Annotated in this window: 7 protein-coding genes; all 7 read right to left on the bottom strand. The window is 72.1% G+C overall.

Annotated elements, in window-relative coordinates:
* Window positions 1-3 precede the first annotated feature (3 nt).
* The gene (locus EDC02_RS07200; protein WP_123601284.1) at window positions 4-1182 is read right to left on the bottom strand and encodes a cytochrome P450; all 1179 of its coding nucleotides are present in this window, start codon (window positions 1180-1182) and stop codon (window positions 4-6) included.
* A complete protein-coding gene (locus EDC02_RS07195; RefSeq protein WP_123601283.1) occupies window positions 1182-4655 on the bottom strand; it encodes a non-ribosomal peptide synthetase in 3474 nt (1157 codons plus the stop codon). Before EDC02_RS07195 ends, EDC02_RS07200 begins: the two co-directional genes overlap by 1 nt.
* On the bottom strand, window positions 4652-6136 hold the full coding sequence (locus EDC02_RS07190) for a carbamoyltransferase C-terminal domain-containing protein (protein ID WP_255499988.1): 1485 nt from the start codon (window positions 6134-6136) through the stop codon (window positions 4652-4654). Before EDC02_RS07190 ends, EDC02_RS07195 begins: the two co-directional genes overlap by 4 nt.
* A 91-nt stretch (window positions 6137-6227) precedes the next feature.
* On the bottom strand, window positions 6228-7616 hold the full coding sequence (locus EDC02_RS07185) for an IS1380 family transposase (RefSeq protein ID WP_199757495.1): 1389 nt from the start codon (window positions 7614-7616) through the stop codon (window positions 6228-6230).
* Window positions 7617-7709: 93 nt separating this feature from the next.
* Complete coding sequence (locus EDC02_RS07180) at window positions 7710-8186, bottom strand: hypothetical protein (protein ID WP_158632084.1); 477 nt, start codon at window positions 8184-8186, stop codon at window positions 7710-7712.
* A 134-nt stretch (window positions 8187-8320) separates the two neighbouring features.
* Complete coding sequence (locus EDC02_RS07175) at window positions 8321-16168, bottom strand: non-ribosomal peptide synthetase (protein WP_123601280.1); 7848 nt, start codon at window positions 16166-16168, stop codon at window positions 8321-8323.
* Complete coding sequence (locus EDC02_RS07170) at window positions 16168-24234, bottom strand: non-ribosomal peptide synthetase (protein WP_148083358.1); 8067 nt, start codon at window positions 24232-24234, stop codon at window positions 16168-16170. The genes EDC02_RS07175 and EDC02_RS07170 overlap by 1 nt, the downstream gene beginning before the upstream one ends.
* Between the last annotated feature and the right edge of the window lie 4 nt (window positions 24235-24238).

The raw sequence follows: 24238 nt of genomic DNA, 5'->3' as shown, positions 1-24238 counted from the left end.
GACTCACGGACGGACAGGCTCCAGCCGTACCCGCAGGTGGCGGTAGCCGTGGACCAGGTTGGACCGCAGTTGCACCGGCTCCCCGCGCACGGCGACGGACTCCACGAGTTCGGTCAGCGCGGTCAGCAGCGCCCGGAGTTCCAGCCGGGCGAGCGCCGCACCGAGACAGTGGTGTGGCCCGTGCCCGAAGCCCAGATGCTGGTTGGCCCGCCGGTCGGGTCGGAAATCGTCGGCCGCGTCGAAGTGCCGCGGGTCGCGGTTGGCCGCCGGCAGCCAGGCGACCACCGTCTCGCCGCTGGTCACCTGCTGACCGGACAGTTCAAGATCGTCGGTGGCGACCCGCAGCACGTGCATCGCGGGTGAGGTCCACCGGATGACCTCCTCGACCGTTGGCCCGACAAGATCCGGATCCGCGCGCAGCCGGGCCAAGATCCCGGGTGTGGTGGACAGGGCGTGGAAACAGCCGGCGATCGCGTGCCGGGTGGTCTCGTTCCCGCCGACGAGCACGTTGTCGCAGTTGAGCAGCACCTCGCGCAGGCCCAACCGGCGGTCACCGGCCAACGCGCTGATCAGGTCGTCACCCGGGTCGCGTCGCCGGGCGGCCACCAGATCGGCCAAGTAGAGGATCATCTCCGAGTGCGCCGCCTCCGGTGACAACTTGTCGAACGTGTCGTCGGCACCGCCGAAGGCGTGACTGGTCAACTCGATGAGCATGTCGCGGTCGGCCTCCGGCACACCCAGAACCCGGCAGACGACGCTGGCCGGAATCACCGGGGCGAGGGTAGCGGCGACGTCGACGCTGCCGGCGGCGACAGCGTCCGCGACGAGTCCCCGTACCTCCTGCCGGACGGCCTCGTCCAAGGTTTCGGCCATCGCCCTGGACAGGAACGGCATGATGACGCTGCGCAGCTGGCCGTGCTGCGGGCCGTCGGCGACGACCAGCATCCCGCCGCCGGCCTTGTCCGGATGGTCCCGGTCGAAGCCGATCATCATCCCGTACTCGGAGGTGAACGGCGCCTTCGGTGACAGCACCGCACGGCAGGCGGCCATCGAGAAGACCGACCAGAAGCCGCCCGGTGACGTACCAGGATCGCTCCACAGCACGGCGTCCGCGGCGGCGTTGCGGTGCCACCGGGCGAACCGGCCGGAGTCGAGGTAGAGATCGGGATCGCCGAGGTCCACTACCGGGCACCTTCCGTCGCGTCGTCGCCGCGGCCCCGCGTACGGACGAGGTCAGTGACCTCGCCGGCCAGATCGGCGAAGGAGGGCCGCCGGAACACGGCGACGATCTGCAGATCGACGTGGAACTGCCGGTGCACCGCCCCGACCAGATGCAGGGCCTTGATCGAGGTGCCCCCCAGCTCGAAGAAGTTGCTGTCGGCGCCGAACTCGGCGACTCCGAGCAGGTCCCGCCAGATGGCGGCGAGCCCGGCGGAGACCGGGTCGGTCGGCAGCGGATCTGTCGGTGGCCGATCCCTCGGCGGCAGCGCATCGCCGCCCACCGGTGCGCCGCCCACCGCAGTGGCCGGGGCCGCCGCCGACGCCGCGTCGCGGTACAGCGCGGTCAGCGCCGAGCGGTCCACCTTGCCGTTGCGGGTCATCGGCAGCCGGTCGACCCGGTGACACCGCGCCGGCACCATGTACGCCGGCAGGTTGGCCCGCAGGTGCTCCCGGACCTCGGCCGGGTCGGCCGGACCGGTCAGTACGGCGACCAGTTCGGTTCCGCCCTCGGTGGCAACCGCGAACACCGCGCCGTCGCCCACCCCGGGGCAGGCCCGCAGTGCCCTCTCCACTTCCCCCAACTCGACCCGGAAGCCGCTGACCTTGACCTGGTCGTCGCGGCGGCCCAGGAACACGACCCCACCGTCGGGCAGCAGCCGCACCCGGTCGCCGGTGCGGTAGAGCCGGTCACCGGGCCGGGCCGCCAACGGGTCGGCGACGAACGCCGCGCAGGTCCGGCGGGCATCGTTGACGTAGCCGTCGGCGAGCCCCTGGCCCCCGACATACAGTTCGCCGGTAGCGCCGGGCGCGACCGGGGTCAGCCGGTCGTCGAGGACCCGCAGGTACGTGCCGTCGATGGCCCCGCCGATCGGGATGACCCCCAGCGCCAGGTCCGTGTCGGTGACCCGGTGCGCGGCGGAGAAGGTGGTGTTCTCGGTCGGGCCGTACGCGTTGAGCAGTTGCCGGGGGGCGCCGGCGGCAAGCATCCGCCGGACCGGGTCCAGCGCGTACTGGTCGCCGCCGATGAGCAGCACCCGCAGACCGGCGAAGGCGTCCGCGACGTGCGCCACGATCGCGTTGAGCAACGCGTTCGTGGTGAACATGACGCTCACGCCGGTACGGGCGAGCAACCGTGCCATCTTGTGGGGGGACAGGGCGACCTCGCGGGGCACCACCGCCAGCGTCGCGCCGGCGCACAACGCCCCCCAGATCTCCAGGGTGGCCGCGTCAAAGGCGACGTTCGACAGGTGCGCGACCACGTCCTGCCGGTCGATCCGCAGGTAGTTCGAGTGGGGCACCAGCCGGCAGATCGCCTCGTGCGGGACCACCACGCCCTTGGGCGTTCCGGTGGATCCGGAGGTGTACATGACGTACGCCGCGTGCCGTACCGTCACCGGGACCGCCGGCACGGGCCGGGGCACGTCGCGGACCTCGGCCAACGCCTGGGCCAGCCCGACGGTCCGCACCTCGTCCGGCGCGTGCGCGGCGGAGCCCTGTTCGCACAGCGCCAGCCGGACGTCGCTGTCGCGCATCATGGCCCGGCTGCGGCCGGGCGGCTGGGCGACGTCGATGGGAAGGTACGCCGCACCGGCACGCAGTACGGCCAGGAAGGCGGTCACCGCGTCGGCGCCCCGCTCGGCGACGACCGCGACCCGGTCTCCCGGTCGGACTCCCTCGCCGACCAGGCGACCGGCCAGCGCGGACGCGGCGGCGTCCAGTTCGCCGTAGGTCACGTCGCGCTGTCCGTGCCGGATCGCGACGGTCGACGGGTGGGCCCGGGCCCGGGCCGCCACCAGTTCGTGCACCGGACCCGCGGCCGGCTGTCGGCGATACCCGTCGCCGCCCGCCACCGGACCGACCGCAGCGTCCAGCAGCGGACCGACCGGCTCGTCCGGCGCCGAGACGAGGTTGGTCAGGCTCGTCAGCAACCGGTCGTGCAGGTGTTCGGCCCGGCCCCGGCTGAACAGGTCGCTGCTCGCCTCCAGCATGGAGGTCGACGACGCGACGTCGGTGGTGACGGTCCAGAGCAGTTCGTACTTGGCCGTGCCGGTGGGCAGCACCGCCCGGGTCGCCTGGCCGCCGGTCGGCGCCCAGTGCCACCGGCGGTTGTCGACATGCGAGATGCTGACCTGGGTGAGGGGGTGGTGGCGGGCACCGCCGGTCCCGGCCGCCTCCGCCACCAGCTCCTGCAACGGGGTCTGCTGGTAGGCCAGCGCGGCACTGACCAACGCCCGCACCTCGGTGACCAACTGACGGAACGTGACGTCGGCGCTCACCCGCACCCGGATCGGCAGGACGTTGACGAACATCCCGACGGTCTGCTCGTCGTCAGCTGTCCGGCCACTCAGCGGCGCGCCGACCACGACGTCGGCCGGGTCGGCGGCGGCGTCCCGGCCAGCGGCGGATCGGGTCGCGGTGGCCCGGCCGAGGAAGGCCGCGTAGGCCGCCAGCAGCACCATGAACTCCGACGCCGAGGCGGCGGTCGCCAACTCAGCCAGGCGGGCGACCAGGTCGGGTCCGAGTGCCGCGCTCACCACCTCGCCGTCCGGCCCCACCACGTCCGGGCGGGTGCGGTCGGCCGGCAGTGCCATCCGGCCGCCGAGCCCCGCCAACTGGCCACGCCAGTAGTTCCGCGACGCCGTCGGGTCGGGCCGTCCGGCCAGGCCCCGACGGCTCAGCGGCGGCAGCTCCCGGCTCAGCCCCACGCGCTCGCCGTACCGCTGCTGCAGTTGTCGGTCGAGCAGGTCCAGGGAGTGCTGGTCGGCGATCAGGTGGTGCAGGGTGAGCAGCAGCACGTGCCGGTCCGACCGTTCGATCACCAGGCTGGCCCGGGCGAGCGGCGCCACGTCGGTGGGGACCGGACGGCGCACCTCGGCGGCGACGTGCCGGCCGGTCTCGGCGGCGGCCCGCTCGGGCTCCTCCCCGGACAGGTCCAGCACCGTCCAGCTCAGCGTGGCTGCCGACTGGACCAGCCGCCGGCCGTCCGCGGTGAAGCAGGTCCGCAGGGCTTCATGGTCGGACACCAGGTCCTGCAGGACGGCGTGCAGGGCCTCGGTGTCCAGTTCGCCGTCGAACTGGTAGCGGACCGGCACGCAGTACAGCGGTGACCCTGGATGCAGCCGGTCCAGGAACAGCATGCGCTCCTCGGTCGGCGACATCGTCGTCGGCCGCACCGACGGGGCCAGCTGGGCCAGGAACGTGCCCACGTCGACCGGGCGCCGGTAGGTGAACAGCAGATCGAGGTCGACCGGGATGCCGGTACGTCGGCGAAGTTCGAGCGCCACCTCGACGGCCTGCAGCGACTGCCCGCCGAGATCGAAGAAGTCGGCGTCCGGATCGACGTCGGCCCGCTGGAGAACCTGGCCGAACGCGGTACGGACGACTTCCTCGAAGGCGGGCGTGCCGGCGGTGATCCGCTCGTCGTCGACGGTCATGCCGTCCTCCCCGATCCGGCACCCGCATCGACCCCGCAAGCACCGTCGGGCTCGGCGCGCCCTGTCCCGGCAGGTCCTACGTCGACCCGCCGGACCAGCACATCGCCGATGACGAGGGCGTCAAGGGTCGATCGCGCGAAGGTGGCGACCGCGTCGACGGCGGTCCGCACGATCGGCTGCCCGCGCAGGTTGAACGACGTGTTGACCAGCACCGGCAGTCCGGTGCGGCGGCCCATCTCGCGGAGCAGTCCCCAGAACAGCGGCGCGGAGTCACGCTCCACCACCTGCACCCGGGCCGACCCGTCGACGTGCGTCACGGCGGGCAACCGGTCCTGGAACGGTGGTCGGACACCGGTGACCGTCAGCATGTGGCGGTACGCCGACTCGGTGCCCGGTGCGATGTCGAAGTACGTCGCGGCGTCCTCGACGGACACCGCCGGGGCGAAGGGGCGGAACTCCTCCCGCTGCTTGACCACGGTGTTGAGATGGGCGCGCATGGTGGGCGAGCGTGGGTCGGCGAGGATGCTGCGGTTGCCGAGGGCACGGGGGCCGAACTCCATCCGCCCCTGGCACAGTGCGACGGTGGCGCCCCGCTCGACGAGTCCGATCACCTCCGGGATCAGCTGTTCGCCGGCGTACCGGCTGGATTCGAAGCCCGGGCCGAGGTCGCGCAGTGCCGCGTCCACCTCGGCGGCGGTCGGGCCGTCGCCCCAGTACGGCATCCGCATGCCGGTCGGCGGTGCCGGGCGTTCCTGGCGCAGCGCGTACAGCGCCGCCCCGAGCGCACTGCCGTCGTCGCCGGCGGCGGGCTGGATGAACACCTCGTCGAACAGCCCGCTGCGCAGCACCACGCCGTTGGCGGTGCAGTTGAGCGCCACGCCGCCGGCCATGCAGAGCCGCCGCAGGCCGGTCCGGCGCCGGTGTTCGCCCAACACGTGCAGCAGCGTCCGCTCCAGCGTCGCCTGCAGGGCGGCGGCCACGTCCATGTGGTGCGACGTCAGGTCGGAGTCGGGTGAACGCGCCGGTCCCAGCCGCTCCTCCAGCAGACGCAGCACCCCCTGGTGCGTCTCGCGCTCCAGCGGGGACTTGTTGGCCGACAGCAACGGGATGGCGAAGTCCCCGTCGGGCTTGAGCTGGACGAACTCGTCGAGCACGGCCCGGTGCCGGTCCCGGTCGCCGTACGGTGCCAGACCCATCACCTTGTACTCGTCCATGCCGGCCTGGAAGCCCAGGTAGTGGGTGAAGACGCTGTAGAGGATCCCCAACGAGCTCATGATCGGGAAGGTGGCGCACCGGCGCAGCGCGGCGCCGCGGCCCTCGAACACCGACAACGACTCCTGCTCGCCCATGCCGTCGGCCACCACGACCAGCGCCTCATCGAAGCCGCTGAGCCTCGATCCACCGACGCGGTTGCCGCTAAATGTTGGTTGAACATTTCTGTATTGGGGTGGTGGGGCGGGCGTGAGGGAGTCGCCGATCACGTGATCGGCTTGCTCCGAGGGTGAGGGTTCGAGGTGGAACGGGGATTGTGGCCTGTGGTCGGGCCGCCTGGTTTCGGCTGGTGGGGTGTGGTCAGCCGGGTGCCGGCTGGACGGCGGTGAACAGGTTGTCGAACGCCGCCTGCCAGGGCCAGTACTCGGGCAGGTGTAGGTGGATGGTGCGGGCCCGGTGGGCGAGGCGGGCCGCGACGGTGATGATCCGGGTCCGGATGGTGGCGGGTCTGGCGGTCGACCAGGTGCCCGCGGCGAGGTGTCCGGCGGCGCGGGTGAGGTTGTGCGTGATCGCGGCGCAGGTCAGCCAGGCGTCGTTGGCGCTGAAGTGTCCGGAGGGCAGGTGGGCGAGGGGCCCGGCGATCAGGTCGGCGTTGACCTGCTCGATGATCGCGTGTTGCCGGTGCTGGGCTTCGGCCTGGACGAGGGTGTACGGGCTGTCGGTGAACACGGCGTGGTACCGGTAGGTCGGCAGGAGTTCGTCCTGGCCGGGGATCTGTTGCGGGTCGTCGCGGCGGACGCGGCGCACGATCAGCCGGGCGGTCGCCTCGTGTCGGGTGCCGGCGAACGCGGTGTACGTGGTTTCGGCGATCTGCGCGTCGGAGATCCACCGGCCGGCGTCTTCGTCCCAGACGGCCTGCGGATAGGTGATGTCGACCCACTGGTCGGCGGCGATGCCGTCGCACGCGGCGCGGATCTTCGGGTCGATGCGGCAGGTGACCGAGAACCGCACGCCACGACGCCGGCAGCCGCTGATCACCGTCTTGGCGTAGAACGCCGAGTCCGCTCGCACCATGATCTCCCCCGAAGCGCCGCATGCCCGGGCGGTCGTGATGGCCTCGGCGATCATGGTGGCGGCGCCCCGGGCCGAGCCGGCGTTACCCGACCGCAGCCTCGTGGCGGCGATCACCGGCGCGGACAGCGGGGTGGACAGCGTCGCGACCAGGGGGTTGTAGCCGCGCAGGTAGACGTTGTAGCCGCCGACCTTGGCGTGGCCGAACCCGATGCCCTGCTTCTGCTTGCCGTACACCCGCCGCAGCATGGAGTCGATGTCCACGAAGCACAGGGTGTCGGCGCCGGTCAGGATCGGTGCCCGGCCGGTCAGACCGATCAGGGTGTCGCGGGCGGCGGCCTGTAACTGCCGTACGTGCCCGTGGGTGAACGTACGCAGGAACGACCCGAGTGTCGACGGCGCGTACACGCCGCCGAACAGCGACCGCATGCCGCCGTGCCGGGCGATGTCGAGGTCGTCGATGCTGTCCGCGCCCGCGAGCATCCCGGCCACGATCGTGGCGACCTTGCCGGCCGGGTTCGCGCCCTTGTCCGTCGGTAGCCTGACCCGGTCTGCGACCGCGTCGTGCAGACCGGCCTGCTCGGCAAGGCGCATCACCGGAACGAGACCGGCACACGACACCAGATTCGGATCGTCGAACGTCGCGCGCACCACCGGCGCGTCCTGGCGTATTCTCACCTGCGAGGTGCCCTCTCGAACCGAGTGATAGAAGCGTCAGAACTCCTATCCTTCCAGTTCAGAGGGCACTTTCTGTAGCCGGGGTCCTGCCGGTCAAACCTTCATCGGTGGATCGAGGCTGAGGTAGTAGCTGCTGGCGGCGTGCGCCTCGTGGTGGCGGACGTGGACGATCCGGGGGTCGGCGAGGTCGGCCGGATAGTGGGCGCGGAAGATCTCCCGCTGCACCTCCTGCGCGTACACCTGCTCGTACCACCGGGTCGAAAGGTGATCGAGCCGCCAGACCGGCGACGGCTCGTACCGGAAACCGTGGGCGACCATTTCGACGTCGCGCATCGACACCCCGGCGATCCGTAGGCACGCGTCGATCGCATCCTTGGGGAAGTGACCGGTCCCCTTCACGCCGTCGTAGCGCTCCTGCGCCGCGGCCGCGACCACCCCGGTCTCGTCGACCAGCGCCGCGGCGGAGTCCAGGCCCTGGACGATCCGCTGTTCCCGGTGCCAGCCGTCGCCGAGGATCGCCCGTTTGAGCGCCATGCTGCGGTCGAGGCCGCTGAATCCCAGCGTCAGCATTGTCATCAACCTTCGTTCGCAGGGGTACTGATCGACCGGCGGACGACCGTGGTGCGGATCAGCCGGCGGTGGTGGTGCGGGGTCAGCCGGCGTCAGCCGGTAGTGGAACGGCGTCAGCCGGTAGTGGAACGGCGTCAGCCGGTGGTCGGTGCGGGTGCCGATGCCGGATCGGGCAGGTGCTCCGCCAGCCGTGCCGGGGTGGAGTGGCGCATCAGCTCGAGAATCTCCAGCTCGACGCCGAGCGCGGACTCGACGCCGAACACCAGTTGCATCGCGGTCAGCGAGTCCCCGCCGAGGTCGAAGAAGTCGTCGTCGGCGCCGACGGCGACCCCGAGGACCTCACCGAACAGCTCGCACAACCGCGCCGCCAGGGCGCTGACCGGCCCCGGTTCGGCCTGGCTGATGGTCGACGGGCGGGGTGCCGGCAGGGCGGCGCGGTCGAGCTTGCCGCTCGACCCGAGCGGCATCGCGGCGAGTTCGACCAAGACCGTCGGCACCAGGTACGTGGGCAATGTCGCGGACAGCTCCGCGCGCAACCGGTCCGGGTCGAACGACCCGCCCGGCACCGGCACCACGTACCCGACGAGGCGCCGACCGCCCGGCGCATCGTCGCGGACCACGGTCGCCGCGGCGGCCACGTCGGTGCAGCGGCCCAGCGCCGCGTCGATTTCGCCGAGCTCGACCCGGAAGCCCCGGATCTTCACCTGGTGGTCGTCACGCCCGTGGAACTCCACCTGACCGTCGCGGTTCCAGGCCGCCCGGTCGCCGGTGCGGTACATCCGGTCACCGGCCGATCCGAACGGGTCCGCCAGGAACCGTTCGGCCGTCAGCACCGGTCGACGCAGGTAGCCTCGGGCCAGGCCGGCTCCGGCCAGGTAGAGATCGCCGATCACGCCCGGTGGGACCGGTCGCAGGTATCCATCCAGGATGTACACCTGGGTGTTGCGGATGGGACGACCGATCGGCACCCGGGCCAGCCGCCCGCCGGTCGGGACGGGCCAGTGGGTGACGTCCACCGACGCCTCGGTCGGCCCGTAGAGGTTGTGCAGCTCCGTGCGCAGCGTGGCGTGGACGCGGTCGGCCAGTTCCGGGTCCAGTGTCTCGCCGCTGCAGATCACCCGGCGCAGGCTGGCGCAGTGGGCGGCGACCGGTTCGGTCAGGAAGGCGGCCAGCACCGATGGTACGAAGTGGATCGTGGTGACCTGGTGCCGGGCGATCAGTCGGGCCAGCCGCGCCGGCTCCCGCTGGTCCCGGCCGCTGGCGACGACGACGCTGGCACCGGTCGCCAGCGGCCAGAACATCTCCCAGACGGAGACGTCGAAGCTGAGGCTCGTCTTGTGCAGTACCCGGTCCTCGGGGGTGAGCCGGAACCGCTCCTGCATCCACACCAGTCGGTTGGCGATGCCGGAGTGCGGCACCGCGACGCCCTTCGGACGACCGGTCGAGCCGGAGGTGTAGATGACGTACGCCTGATGTCCGGCCAGCAACGGGTCGTGCCGCTGCCGGTCGCCGGGGTCGGTCGTCGGCTGCCGCCCGAGCTGGTCGGTCGTCACCGGGTCGTCGACCGCCAGGCCGTGGGCGGGCGGGCCGCCGGCCTCGACCAACTGGTCGAGGCCCTCCCGGGTCCCGACGACGCAGACGGCGCGGCTGTCACCGATCATCAGCGCCCGGCGGGCGGCGGGAAGGTCCGGATCGACCGGTAGGTACGCGGCACCGGTCTTGACCGTGGCGATGATCGCGACCAGGCTCGGCACGGAGCGGGGCAGCTCGACGGCCACCACCCGCTCCGGTCCTGCCCCACGACCGATCAGCAGGTGGGCCAGCTGGTTGGCCCGGGCGTTGAGTTCGGCGTAGCTCAGCTCGTCGGCGCCGTCGCGTACGGCGATCGCGTCCGGTGTCCTGGCCACCTGGGCCTCGAACAGTCCGGACAGACTCACCTCGGCAGCGGCGGTGCCGGCGTCGGCCGCGCGGACAGCAGGGGCGGCATCGGTGTCGTTGGCCTCGGCGATCAGGCCCGACTCCGCCCCGGTGAGCAGGGACAACCCGACCACCGTGATCGCCGGTTCGGCGACCACCGCGCGCAGTACGGCGTGCAACCGGGTCAGCACCGCCTCGGCGGTTGCCGGATCGACCAGCTCCGCCTGGTGACTGAGCCGCACCTGCATCCTGGTCCCCGGCAGCACGACGAGGGCCAACGGGTAGTGCGTGGCGTCCCGGCCGTCGACGCCGGTCACCGTGGCCTCGCCGATGGTCGGGGCACCGTCGAGCGCGACCGGGTAGTTCTCGAACACGTACAGCGTGTCGAACAGGGCGCCCGGGGTGTCGGCGAGCTTCTGTACCGTGCCCAGCCCGAGAAAGTGGTACGGCTCCAGCGCCGCCTGCTCCCCGTGCAGCCGGGCCAACAGGTCGGTGAACCGTTCCCGTGGATCGGTGCGTACCCGCACCGGCAGCGTGTTGAGGAACAGGCCCACCATCTCCGCCACACCGGGGATGTCCGGCGGGCGACCCGACACCGGGGTGCCGAACACGACGTCGTCGCGCCCGGTGAGATAGCAGAGCAGGACCCCCCAGGCGGCCTGCAGCACGGTGTTGACGGTCACTCCCCGCTCGCGGGCCAGGGCGGTCAGCGCGGCGGTCAGCTCATCGTCCAGCTCGACGGTGAGATCGCGGGGGAACGACGTCGGGTGTGCGGCACCCGGGCCGGCCAGCAGCGTCGGTTCGGACAGGCCGGCCAGCGCCCGGCGCCACGCCGCCTCGGCGGCCGGCCGGTCCCGGCGGGTCAGCCAGGACAGGTAGGTACGGAACGGTTCGGCCGGTGCCGGGGCCCCGGCACCCAGGTGGTGTTCGTACAGCGCGATGAGGTCGCGTACCACCAGGGACAGTGACCAGCCGTCGAGCAGGATGTGGTGATGGGTCAGGCCGAGCACGTGCCGGTCGGCGCCCCGGCGGATCAGGCTGAACCGCAGCAGCGGAGGTCGGCTCATGTCGAAGCGGCGGCGACGTTCGGCGTCGGCGATCCGGGCGACCTCGGCGTCGGCCTGCTCGTCGGTCAGCGACGACAGGTCGACCTCCTGCCATGGCACCTGCACCCCGGTGCCGATCACCTGGACCGGCGCCCCGGTGATCCGCTGCCGGAAACCCGCGCTCAGGTTGGGGTGACGCCGGAGCAGGTCCCGTGCCGCCCGGCGCAGTGCGGCGGCGTCCACCGGGCCGGTCAGTTCCATCGTCAACTGGGCGGTGTAGAGGTCGGCACCGGCACCGGCGTACGTCGCGTGGTAGAGGATGCCTTCCTGCAGCGGCGCCAGCGGCAGCAGGTCCGCCAGGTCGGCGTACTCGGCGCCGATCGCGTCGAGCTCGTCCTGGCCGACCCGGACCAGCGGGAAGTCCGACGGGATCAGGCTGGCGGACGGTGAACGGCCACGGTCCGCCGGTGTCCTGGTGCTGCGCGCCAGGACCCGCAGCGCGCGCAGCCAGTTGTCCGCGAGGTCGCGGACCCGGGCGTCGGGTACCGCCTCGCCGGCCCAGGTCCAGCTGGCCTGCAGCTGTTGTCCGTCGGCGTGGTCGACCGTCATCGCGTTCAGCGACACCGCGTGGGGCAGCGGCATGTCCGCGTCGACGTCACCGCCGAACGCGCCCTGCGGTACGGGGGTCCAGTCGCCGTGCGGCCCGTCCTGGTGGCCGGCCAGTCGACCGAGGTAGTTGAAGCCGATCTGCGGGCGGTCCAGCCGGGCCAGCCGGGGTGCGGTGTCCTGGTTCAGATACCGCAGCAGTCCGTACCCGATTCCGTTGTCCGGCACCGATCTGACCTGCTCCTTGACCCAGGTGACGAGCCGGCCGACGGCGGGTCCGCCGGCCCACACGTCCGGCCAGTCGACCTGTGGTGGATCCAGCCGTACCGGGTAGAGGCTGGTGAACCAGCCGACGGTGCGGGACAGGTCGACGTCGGCGGCCAGCTCGGCCCGGCCGTGGCTCTCCACATCGAGCAGCAGCCCACCGGGTCGGTCGGCGGCGACCGCGATGGTCAACGCGGCCAACAGCACCTCGTCGACGCCGGCGTGCAGCACGTCGGCCACCCGGCCCAGCAGGTCCGCCGACAGCTCGGCCGGGACGCGCTGGATCAGCGACCGCACGGTACGGGCGGTGTCGCGGGCCGGGTCGAGGGGTCGGTCGCCGAGCGGCGGCGGCGGATCGGCGAGCGTGCGGTGCCACCGGTCCAGCTCGGCCATGCGGACCGGCCGGGTCGCCTCCTGCCGCAGCAGTGCCGACCAGCGTCGGAACGACGTGGCGACCGGTGCGAGCTGGGGTCGTTCGCCGGCCGACACGGCCGCCCACGCGGCGGCGAGGTCCGGCAGCAGGATCCGCCAGGACGTCGCGTCGACGGCCAGATGGTGGGCGGCCAGCAGCAGCCGGCCCTGATGCCCCGGGCCGGAGTCGAACCAGACCGCCTGCAGCATCACCCGCTTCTCCGGCGCGAGCCGGGCCTGCGCCGCGGCCGCCTGCGCCGCAACGGTCTCCTGCCGGACCGGCTCCGACGCGTTCGGGTCGACGGCCACCCGGGTCAGCACCGAGGTGGCCGGCACGCTGTCCGGCTCCGCCACGTCGAAGCGCCACGGTGCGTCGACGTCGGACGACCGGACGAGTCGCATCCGGAGGGTGTCGTGCCGGTCCAGCAGGGCCTGCAGCGCGGCGCCGAGACCCGGCTCGGTGAGGTCCGCCGGCGTGTGCACGAGCATCGACTGGTAGTAGCCGTCCACCGGCCCACCGGCGGTCCGCAGCCACTCCATGATCGGGGTGGGGTCCAGCTCGCCCAGCCCGTCGTCGGCCTGTCTGACGGCGGCGTCGCGCGCCTCGCCGGCGGCACGTTCGGCGACGGCGGCCAACTCGGCGACGGTCGGGTGCGCGACGACGTCGCGGGGCCGGATGGCCAGCCCTTCGCTCTGCGCCCGGCTCACCAGTTGGATCGAGGAGATGCTGTCCCCGCCGAGGCTGAAGAAGCTGTCCCGCACCCCGACCCGGTCCAGCCCGAGCACCTCGGCGAACAGGTCGCCCAGCAGCTTCTCGACGGCGCTGTCCGGATTCTCGTCGACGGCCGCCGGTGCCGCGTCGGGCGCGGGCAGGGCCTGCCGGTCTACCTTGCCGCTCGGGGTCAACGGCAGGGCGGCCAGCGGGACGAAGACGTTCGGCACCATGAACTCGGGCAGGTTGGCCGCGAGGAAGGTACGCACGGCAGCCGGGTCGATCCTGCCGGTCGGCGCCGCACCGACCAGGTACGCGACCAGCTGCCGGCCCCCCGAACCGACCTCCCGGACGACGACCGCCGCCTGGCCGACCGCGTCGTGGCGGGTCAGCACGGCTTCCACCTCGCCGGGTTCGATCCGGTGGCCGCGCACCTTCACCTGCTCGTCGACCCGGCCGACGAACTCCAGGTCACCGTCGGGGCGCCAGCGCACCAGGTCACCGGTGCGGTACATCCGCTCGCCGGCTCCGGCGAGCGGGTCGGCCACGAACCGGGTCGCGGTCAGCCCCGGCCGTCGCAGATAGCCGCGGGCCAACGCGCGACCGGAGACGTACAGCTCACCGGCCACCCCGGCGGGCACCATCCGCAGGCTGTCGTCCAACACGTACACCCGGCAGTTGCGCACCGGGCGACCGATGGGTACGGGAACGCCGGCGGCCAGGCCATCGGCCGGCAGTCCGGCGCTCATGGTGGCGCAGACCGTCGTCTCGGTCGGGCCGTACGCGTTGACCATCCGACGTCCCGGCGCCCACCGGGTCACCAGCTCGGCGGGGCACGCCTCACCCGCCAGCACCAGGGACCGCAGGGTCGGCAACGGCTGTACGGGCAGTTGGGACAACACCGCCGGGGGCAGCGTCGCGTGGGTGACCCCGTGGGCCCGCACGAGCGCGGCGAGCGGCTCCCCGACCAGCAGCCGTTCGGTCGGCACCACCAGGGCGGCGCCCGAGGTCAGCGCCATGCACAGCTCCCAGAACGAGGCGTCGAAGCTGGGCGAGGCGAACTGCAGGACCCGGGCCCGGCCGTCCACGCCGAGCTGGTCGGCCTGGGTGGCGGCGAGACTGCTGACGCCCTGGTGGGTGACGACGACGCCCTTCGGACGACCGGTCGAGCCGGAAGTGAAGATCACGTACGCGGGATGGGTCGGCCGCAGCACGGTGCGGCGTTCCCGGTCGGTGAGGTCATGGGTCGGCTGCCCCGGCAGCACCCGCAGCAGGGCCGGATCGTCCAGGTCGAGACAGGACAGTCCGGCGGCGTCGGCGGCGGCCCGGGCCACCGGCGCGGCGACCCCGTCGGCGAACACCACGCAGGCCGGCGCCGCGTCGGCGAGCATCTGTTCGACGCGCGGGCGGGGATACTCCGGGTCGACCGGCAGGTAGCCGGCACCGGCCTTGGTCACGGCCAGGATCGCGGTCACCAGCTCGACGCCGCGGGGCATGGCGAGGGCGACGAACTGCTCCGGGCCGATCCCCCGGTCGACGAACACCCGGGCGAGGCGGTTCGCGTCCGCGTTCAGCTCCCGGTAGGTCAGCTTGCGCGCGCCGCAGCGCACCGCTACCGCCTCGGGTGTCTCGGCCGCCCGCGCCTCGACCAGCTCCGGCAGGGTCGCCACCGGCACCGGCGCGGGGTTACGGCCCTGGGTGGACAGCCGGTGGCGTTCGTCGGAGCTGAGCAGATCGAGCCGCCCGGTGCGCTCCCGCGCGGTGGCGTGCAGCTCGGTGAGCAGCCGGACGAACCGCCGCAGCAGGCCACGGACGAAGCCGGCCGGGAACAGGTCGGGGCGGTACGACAAGCGCAGTCGCAGCTGTGGCCCGCCGGCCGCGTTCAGGCTCAGTGGATAGTGCGCGGCGTCGTCCGCGCCCACCTTCACCCGCACCTGCCCGCAGCGCAGGTCGCCGGTCTCCGGGAAGTTCTCGAACGCGACGCAGGTGTCGAACAGCTCGCCGGTGCCGGCCACCTTCTGAATCTCGGCCAGGCCCAGATGGTGGTGTTCGAACAGCTGCGCCTGCTCGTGTTGAATCCGGGCCAGCAGCGCCGACAGCGGTTCGTCGCGGCGCAGCCGTACCCGCACCGCGACGACGTTCATCAGCAGGCCGATCATGGTTTCGGCGCCGGCCAGGTCGACCGGCCGGCCGGACACCGCCGCGCCGAACACGACGTCGCTGCGCCCGGTCAGCTGCCCGACGAGCAGCGCCCAGGCGCCCTGCACGATGGTGTTGACGGTAAGTCCGTTACGGCGGGCGAACCCGACCAGCTCCGCGGTGGCTTCCCGGCTGAGCTCGGCCGGCAGGCTGGCCGGCCAGACCGGGGTACGGGTCGGGTCGGGCGCGGCCACCCGGGTCGGACCGTCCAGGTCGGCGAGCGCCGCGCGCCAGGCCTGCTCCGCGCCGGGCCGGTCCTGCGCCGCCAGCCAGGCGAGAAAGTCCCGGTACGCCGCGGGCGGCGGTGCCGCCGAGCCGCCGGCACCGTGCTCGTGCCGCTCGTACGACTCGCACAGCTGCCGGACCAGCAGGGCGGTGGACCAGCCGTCGAGCAGGATGTGGTGGTAGGTGACGACCAGCCGGTGCCGTTCGTCGTCGACCCGGATCAGCCGGAAGGCGATCAGCGGGGCCGTCCGCAGATCGAACCTGCGGCCCTGGTCCGTCTCGGTGTGCCGGGCGAGGGCCTCGGCGGGGTCGTCGCCCGGGGCCACCGCCACCTCGGTCCACGGCAGTTCCGGTCGGCTGACGATCACCTGGACCGGCGCGCCCGAGCGGCGTTCCCGGAAACTCGCCCGCAGATTGGGATACCGGCGCAGCAGGTCGGCCGCGGCGGCGCGCATCGCGCCGACGTCGAGCGGACCGTACAGGTCCAGGATGAGCTGGGCGGTCTGCACCTCCGGGCCGGTGGTCTGGTTCCAGGAGTGGTACATCATCCCGGCCTGCAGCGGTGCCAGCGGCAGAATGTCCTCGATGTTGGACGTACTCATCACATCGCTCCTTGCTGCTGCGACAGCTCCTGCTCAAGGTCGTCGATTTCGTCCTGGGTCAGCGTGACGAGCGGCAGGTCCGACGGCGTGGGAGCGCCGGCCGCCGACGTCGTCGAGCTGGCCACGATCGCTTCGAGGGCGGTGTGCCAGGCGTCCGCCAGGTCCGCCACCTCCGCCTCGGTCAGTACCTGCTCCGGCCACGACCAGGTGGTCCGCAGCTGCGGGCCGGCCGGGCCGTCGACGGTCACGGCACCGATCTCCAGCACGTGGGTGACCGGCTGCCGGGGATCGCCTCCGCCGCTCAGCGCGGTGCTCTCCGCGGCCAGTCCCCAGTCGGCGGGTTCGGCGGCGGAGAACCGGCCGAGATAATTGAACGCCACCTGGGGTACCGGCATCCGGGCCAGCGCCGGACCGGTCCGGGCGTTGAGGTAGCGCAGCGCGCCGTACCGGCCGCCGGCGGGCACCGCGCGCAGCTGTTCCTTGATCCGCTTGACCGCCGCGCCGGCCTGCGGGACGCCGGTCGCCCCGGTCTGCGGGCCGCCGGCGACCAGCTCCGCCCAGTCGACCGGCCCGGCGTCCAGGCGGATCGGATGGATGCTGGTGAACCAGCCGACGGTGCGGGACAGATCGGCCTCCGGCACGAGGCCGTCCCGGCCGTGGCCCTCCAGGTCGAGCAGGACGTCGCTGCCGGCGTCCCGGCCCCGCCGGGCGCGCCACGGCGGCATCGCCAGCGCGAGTGCGGTCAGCAGGATCTCGTTGACACCGGTGCGCCAGGCGGCGGGGGCGGTGGTGAGCACCGCCCGGGTGCAGTCCGGCGCCACCGTTCGGGACACCGTCCGCAGCCGATCGAAGACGTCGACCCGGCGGTCGAGCGGACGGGCACCGAGTGTCGGCTCCGGCCGGTCGAGCAGCGCGGTCCAGGCCGGGAGCTGTTCGTCCGCCGACGGTTCGTCGGCCACCGCCGCGACGCGGCCGGCCCACTGCCGCAACGAGGTACCTGCCGGTTCCAGCACCGGCGGGTGACCGGCGGCGAGCGCCGTACCGGCCGACCGCAGGTCGGACAGCAGGATCCGCCACGAGACGCCGTCAACGGCGAAGTGGTGGATCACCAGCAGCAGTCGGTGGTCGCCGGTGGGGCCACCGTCGAACCAGACCGCCTGGACGAGTTCACCCTCGCTCGGGTGGAGCCGATCACGGGCGGCCTGCTCCTGGGCCTGGATCAGCGCCGTACGCTGCCCGCCGCTGCTGCCGGAAGAGTCCACGCTGCGCAGGCAGTTCTCGGCGCGTACCGTCCCGGCAGGGGGGATCTCCAGCTCCCACGGCGCGTCGCCGTCGCCGTCAGTGTCGCCAGCGGTGGCGGACCGGACCCGCATCCGCAGCGCGGGATGGTGGTCGAGCAGCGCCTGCAGCGCGTCCCGGACCTGGTCGAAAGTCTGCGCGGCGGGCACCTGGACCAGCAACGACTGGCTGTACGCGGCCATCGGGCCGCCGCGTTCCCGGGCCCAGGCCATGATCGGTGTCAGCGGCACGGCGCCGACCCCGTCGTCCGGCTGGTCGGCGACCGTCCGGTCCGCCGTGGTCACCACCGTGGCCAGGGCCCGCACGGTGCGGTGCTCGTAGACGTCCTTGGTCCTGATCGCCAGGCCGGCCCGGCGCGCCCGGCTGACCAGTTGGATGGACATGATGCTGTCGCCGCCGAGTTCGAAGAAGCTGCCGTCGACGCCCAGGTCAGGCACGCCGAGCAGGTCGGCGTAGATCTCGCAGAGGATCCGTTCCGTCGCGGTGCTGGGCGGCGGCCCGGTCCGTGCCCCGTCGACCTGTGGCTCGGGCAGCGCCGCCCGGTCCACCTTGCCGGTCGGGGTGAGGGGCAGCGAGTCGAGCACCACGATCCGGGCCGGCAGCATGTGCTCGGGCAACTGCCGCCGCAACCATTCGCGGACCTCGGCGTCGACCAGGGTGGCCGTACCCACCGGTGCCACGTACCCGACCAGTGCGGGATGCCCGGCGCCGTCGTCACGCACCGCCACCACAGCGGCGCCGACCTGCGGATGCGCGGCCAGGGTGGCTTCGATTTCGCCAGGTTCGACCCGGAAACCACGGACGTTGACCATGTTGTCGACCCGGCCGGCGTACTCCAGGTCGCCGTCGGGGCGCAGGCGTACCCGGTCGCCGGTGCGGTACAGCCGGCCACCCGGCTGGGCGCCGTACGGGTCGGCGACGAACCGTTGCGCGGTCAGACCGGGTCGTCCGAGGTAGCCCTGCGCCAGCCGGGCGCCACCGACGTACAGCTCACCGACCGCGCCGAGGGGTACCGGCGCGAGCGCCGGGTCGAGGACGTGTGCGGTCAGTCCGGCGACCTCGCGGCCGATCTGGCTGAGACCGCCGTCGAGGTCGGCGGCGGTGAGCGTACGGGCGGTCACGTGCACTGTGGTCTCGGTGATCCCGTACATGTTGACCAGTCGCGGGCTGTCCCAGCCGTGGCGACGGCCCCACCGGCGCACCGAGCCGTGGTCCAACGCCTCACCGCCGAAGATCACCCAGCGCAATGCCTGCGGCTGGCCGAGCCGGGCGTCGGCACCCTCGTACTGGGCGAAGGCGGACGGGGTCTGGCAGAGGACGGTCACCCCGGTCTCGGTCACCAGCTGGTGGAAGTCGTCCGGGCTGCGGGAGACCCAGTAGGGCACCACGACCAGCCGGCCGCCGGTGCTCAGCGCACCCCACATCTCCCAGACCGAGAAGTCAAACGAGGCACTGTGGAACATCGACCAGACGTCGTCGGGACCGGCGCCGAGAAAGCGTTCGCCCCACTGCAGGAGCCGGACGACGGCGGAGTGTCCGACGGTGACGCCCTTCGGCCGGCCGGTGGAACCCGACGTATAGATCACATACGCCGCACCATCCCCCGACGACACCCGCTCCGACGACGCCACACCCCCCGACCCAAGCCCATCCGTTGACGACGCCACACCCTCACCGTCAACCTCCACCACCCGCCAACCACCCACCGGCAACCGACCAGCAGCACCAACACCCCCCACCACCACCGACACACCCGAATCCACCAACATCAACGACAACCGCTCCGCCGGATAATCAACATCCAACGGCACATACGCCGCACCCGCCCGCAACACCCCCAACAACCACACCACCAGATCCACCGACCGCGACCCACACACCCCCACCAACGAACCCGCACCAACCCCCAACCCCACCAACAACCCCGCAACCCGACCCGACCGCTCCCACAACTGCCCGTACGTCAACGACACATCCCCACACACCACCGCCACCGCACCCGGCGACCGCACCACCTGCCGACCCACCAACCCATCCACCGACACCACACCCACGTCCGCAACCGACCCCGACCCCGACTCCGACCCCACGACACCATCGGCCACCGACCACGACGCCACCAACGACCGCTCCGCCGCGCCGGCCAGCGGTTCCCGCAGGTAGCGCCGGTCCGGGTCGCCCACCATGTCCCAGAGCGCGGCCACGAAGTAGTCGCGCAGCAGCCGGACCTGCTCGGCCCGCAGCGCGTCGGTGTGGAAGTCCATCGCCAGCAGCACCCGGTCGGAGACCGGGTCGCGCACGACGCCGATGTTGAGCGGGAAGTTCGTCGGTTCGGCGCGGACCGTGGAGAAGCTGCCGATCTTGCCGTCCAGGATCTCGGTGCTGCGGTCGGCCAGGACCTCGGCCATCACGTGGAAGTGGTTGTAGACGAAGTTGACGTTGACCGCCCGGTCCAGACCGAGCCTGCGCTGCAGTTCGGACAGGGGGAACCGGCGGTGCGGCAGCATGTCCCGCTCGGCCGCGAAGACCGCGTCGACGAGGTCGGTCCACCGACCGTCCGGCAGCCGCAGCCGGAACGGCAGCGTGTTCAGGAACAGCCCTCGCACCTCGTCGCCGCCGCGCTCCTCCGGCCGCCCGTTGGCGGTCACGCCGACCAGCACGTCCGTCGTGCCGGTGGCGTAGCCGACCGCGCGCAGACAGGCCGCGATGAACAGGGTCTTCAGCGCGGTGCCGCGTCGGTCGGCCAGCTCCCGCAACGCGGTGCACAACTGCAGGCTCAGCAGGGTCTCCACCGAGCCGTACCGCTGACGTTCGTCCGTCGCGTACCACCACTCGCCGTCGAACCGGTCCTCGCCGGCCAACTGCGGCACCGGGCCGTCCGGCCACCGCAGCAGCCTCGTGTCCGGGGCGTCGGCCAGCCGCTCGCGCCAGAACCGCTCCGTCTCGGCCGAGGTGACGGCGGCGCGTTCCAGCTCGACGAAGTCCCGGTACTGTGACGTCAACGGCCGCTGCTGCGGCTCGACGCCGCCGCGCAGACCGAGGTAGACCTGCAGGATCTCGCTGAGCGTCGAGTGCAGGCTCCAGCCGTCGAACACGGCGTGGTGCTCGGTCAGCGTCCACTGGAAGACGTCGTCGGAGCGGCGGTGCACGTACATCCGGAACAGCGGTGGACGGTCGTGGTCGAACGGGGTGACCCGCTGGTGCTCCAGGTAGTCCCGGATGATCTCGTCCTGGGCCGGCTCGGCCAGGTCACGCAGGTCCTCGCAGCCGACCGGCAGGTCGGCTTCCGGGTGCACCAGTTGCAGCGGCTCGCTGTAGTCGGTCAACGACAACGCCGTACGCAGGATCGGATGCCGGCGTACGACGTGGTCGACCGCCTTCTTGAAGGCGGTGAACTCGAACGGCGCACGGACCGCCATGCTGTCCACGTTGTGGTATGGCAACCGCTCCGGGTCGCGGGACATCTCGTAGACCATGCCCACCTGCAGGGCGGTCATCGGATAGGCGTCCACGAGGCCCGCCGGAAGCTGCGCCCGGTCGGTGGGGTCGACGAGGTCGAACGGTTCGCGACGCACGGCGTGCGGCACGTCCGTGACGGTGCACACCTCGGCGAGCTCAGCGACCGTCGGGCGGTGGAACAGCTCCTGCAGCTCGAACGAGATACCGTTCTCCCGCGCCGCGCCGAGTACCCGGATGCTGCGGATCGAGTCGCCGCCGAGGTGGAAGAAGTTGTCGTGCCGGCCCACCTGCGCCACGCCGAGCGCCTCGACCCAGACCTCGGCGAGGCCTTGTTCGACCGGGCCCACCGGTGCGACGTACTCGCCGCTGCCGGCCGGGCGCACCTCGGCGGGGTCGGGCAGTCGCCGGTGGTCCGTCTTGCCGCTCGGGGTCAACGGGATCGCCGTCAGTTCGACGAATCTCGCCGGCACCATGTAGTCCGGCAGGCGGTCGGCCAGCCACTGCCGCAGCTCGACGATCGACACCGTCGACTCCGCGCCGGTCGCCACGTAGCCGATCAGCTGGGGGGCACCCGCGTCGTCCGGGCGGATGGTGACCACCGCGCCGGTGACGCCGGGGAACTGGCTGGCCACGGCCTCGATCTCGGTCAGCTCGACCCGGAAGCCGCGGACCTTGACCATGGTGTCGGCCCGGCCGGCGTACTCCAGGTTGCCGTCGGGGCGCAGCCGGGCCAGGTCACCGCTGCGGTAGAGGCGGGCGCCCGGCACGCCGCCGGTCGGATCCGCCACGTATCGTCCGGCGGTCAACCCGGGCTGGCCGAGGTAGCCCCGGCTGACCCCCGGCCCGCCGACGTACATCTCCCCGACGACGCCGATCGGGCAGGGGCGCAGGTGCTGGTCGAGAACGTGGATCGTCAGGTCCGCCAGCGGTCGGCCGATCTGGGTGAGCGCTCGGGTGAGGTCGTCCGGCCCGACGGTACGGAAGGTGTTGTGCACGGTGGTCTCGGTGATCCCGTACATGTTGACCAGTCGCGGGCTGTCCCAGCCGTGGCGACGGCCCCACCGCCGCACCGAGCCGTGGTCCAACGCCTCACCGGCGAAGATGACGTACCGCAGCCGAAGCTGGTCCGCCGACCGGGCGTCCGCAGCCTCGAACTGGACGAACGCCGACGGGGTCTGGCTGAACACGGTGACGCCTTCGTCCCGGACCAGCGCGTACAGGTCCTCGGGGCTGCGGGATACCCAGTAGGGCACCACGACCAGCCGGCCACCGGTGCTCAGCGCACCCCACATCTCCCAGACGCAGACGTCGAACGAGGCACTGTGGAACATCGACCAGACGTCGTCGGGACCGAAGCTGAAGTCCCGGGCCGCCGAGGTGAACAGCCGGACCGCGTTGCGGTGGGTGACGGTGACGCCCTTCGGCCGGCCGGTGGAACCCGACGTATAGATCACATACGCCGCACCATCCCCCGACGACACCCGCTCCGACGACGCCACAACCTCCTCCGACGACGCCACACCCTCACCATCAACCTCCACCACCCGCCAACCACCCACCGGCAACCGACCAGCAGCACCAACACCCCCCACCACCACCGACACACCCGAATCCACCAACATCAACGACAACCGCTCCGCCGGATAATCAACATCCAACGGCACATACGCCGCACCCGCCCGCAACACCCCCAACAACCACACCACCAGATCCACCGACCGCGACCCACACACCCCCACCAACGAACCCGCACCAACCCCCAACCCCACCAACAACCCCGCAACCCGACCCGACCGCTCCCACAACTGCCCGTACGTCAACGACACATCCCCACACACCACCGCCACCGCACCCGGCGACCGCACCACCTGCCGACCCACCAACCCATCCACCGACACCACACCCACGTCCGCAGCCGACCCCGACCCCGACTCCGACCCCACGACACCATCGGCCACCGACCACGACGCCACCAACGACCGCTCCGCCGGGTCGGCGAGGGTCAGCCGGCCGACCGGCAGGGTCGGCTGGTCGAGGCCGCTGACCAGCAGCTGCGACCAGTGCCGGAAGAAGTACTCGGCCGAGTCGCGCAGAAACAGGTCGGTGCAGTACTCGATCTCGACGTCGTACCGGTCGCCGGTGTCGTAGACGGTGAAGGTGAGGTCCAGTTTGGCGGTGTCGGTGGAGACGAACTCCCGGGTCAGCACCGCGCCGTCGGCGGCGCTGTCCGGACCGTTCTCGTGGTACGCGAACAGCACCTGGGCCAACGGGGCGTGACTCGGCGTCCGCTGCGGCACGAGGTTGTTGACCAGCTGGTCGAAGGGCACACCGGCGTACTCCAGCGCCGACAGCACGGACTCCTGGGTGCGCTGCACGACGGAGGCGAAGGTCGGTTCCCCGCTCAGGTCGGTCCGCAGCACCAGGGTGCCGGCGAAGAGCCCGACCACGTCCAGGAACCGGCTGTCGCCCCGGCCCGCGACCGGCGTACCGACGACCAGGTCGGTCTGCCCGGTCTGCCGGTGCACGAAGGCGTTGAAGGCCGCCAACAGCACCATGTACGGCGTGACGCTGCTGCGGGCGGCCAACGACCGGACCCGGTCGCGCACGTCGGCAGCCATCGCGAACCGCAGGGTTTCGCCACGATAGGTGAAGTCCCGTGGTCGGGTCAGGTCCCGGCCGAGTTCGAGCAGCTCCGGCGCGCCACGCAACTGCTCGACCCGCCGTTGGAGGTCCTGTCGGGAGCGGTCTGCGGCCAGCCACCGCTGCTGTGCGACGCAGTGGTCGACGTACTCCACCGCCGGGGGTCGCGTCTCTGCCGCCCCACCGCCCAGCCCGGCGGCGAGTTCCCGCTCGACGATCTGCAGCGAAAGACCGTCCATGGCGATGTGGTGGAACGTCAGATGGACCAGCGTGACCGCGTCGTCGACGACGAACAGCACGGCGCGCACCAGCGGCCCACGGGCGAGGTCGAACGGCGTCCGCGCCGTGCCCCTGATCGCTTCGGCACACCGCTCGTCGCGGTCGGGCACCGGGCATCCGGTCAGGTCGTGAATCTCCACGGGGAACTCACGGGTCGGCAACGGACGCTGCACGGGGGCACCGGCAACCTCCTCGAAGGCCACGAACAGCGCGCCGTGACGGGCCAGCACGCCGCGCACGGTGGTGACGGCCACCGGCAGCGGTACGGCGACCGACAACCGCCACGAGACCGGCACGTGGTACGCCGCACTCGCCGGCGCCAGCCGGTCGAGGAACCACAGCCGCTGCTGCTCACTGCTCAACGGCCAGTGCTGATCGGTGTCGACCATGATT

This window comes from Micromonospora sp. Llam0 (assembly GCF_003751085.1).
Lineage (GTDB): Bacteria > Actinomycetota > Actinomycetes > Mycobacteriales > Micromonosporaceae > Micromonospora_E.
This window is presented reverse-complemented; position numbering and strand designations above follow the sequence as displayed.

Coding starts and splice junctions, on each gene's coding strand:
- EDC02_RS07195 (WP_123601283.1), bottom strand. CDS start 4,655: ATGACCGTCGACGACGAGCGGATCACCGCCGGCACGCCCGCCTTCGAG.
- EDC02_RS07180 (WP_158632084.1), bottom strand. CDS start 8,186: ATGCTGACGCTGGGATTCAGCGGCCTCGACCGCAGCATGGCGCTCAAA.
- EDC02_RS07175 (WP_123601280.1), bottom strand. CDS start 16,168: ATGAGTACGTCCAACATCGAGGACATTCTGCCGCTGGCACCGCTGCAG.
- EDC02_RS07170 (WP_148083358.1), bottom strand. CDS start 24,234: ATGGTCGACACCGATCAGCACTGGCCGTTGAGCAGTGAGCAGCAGCGG.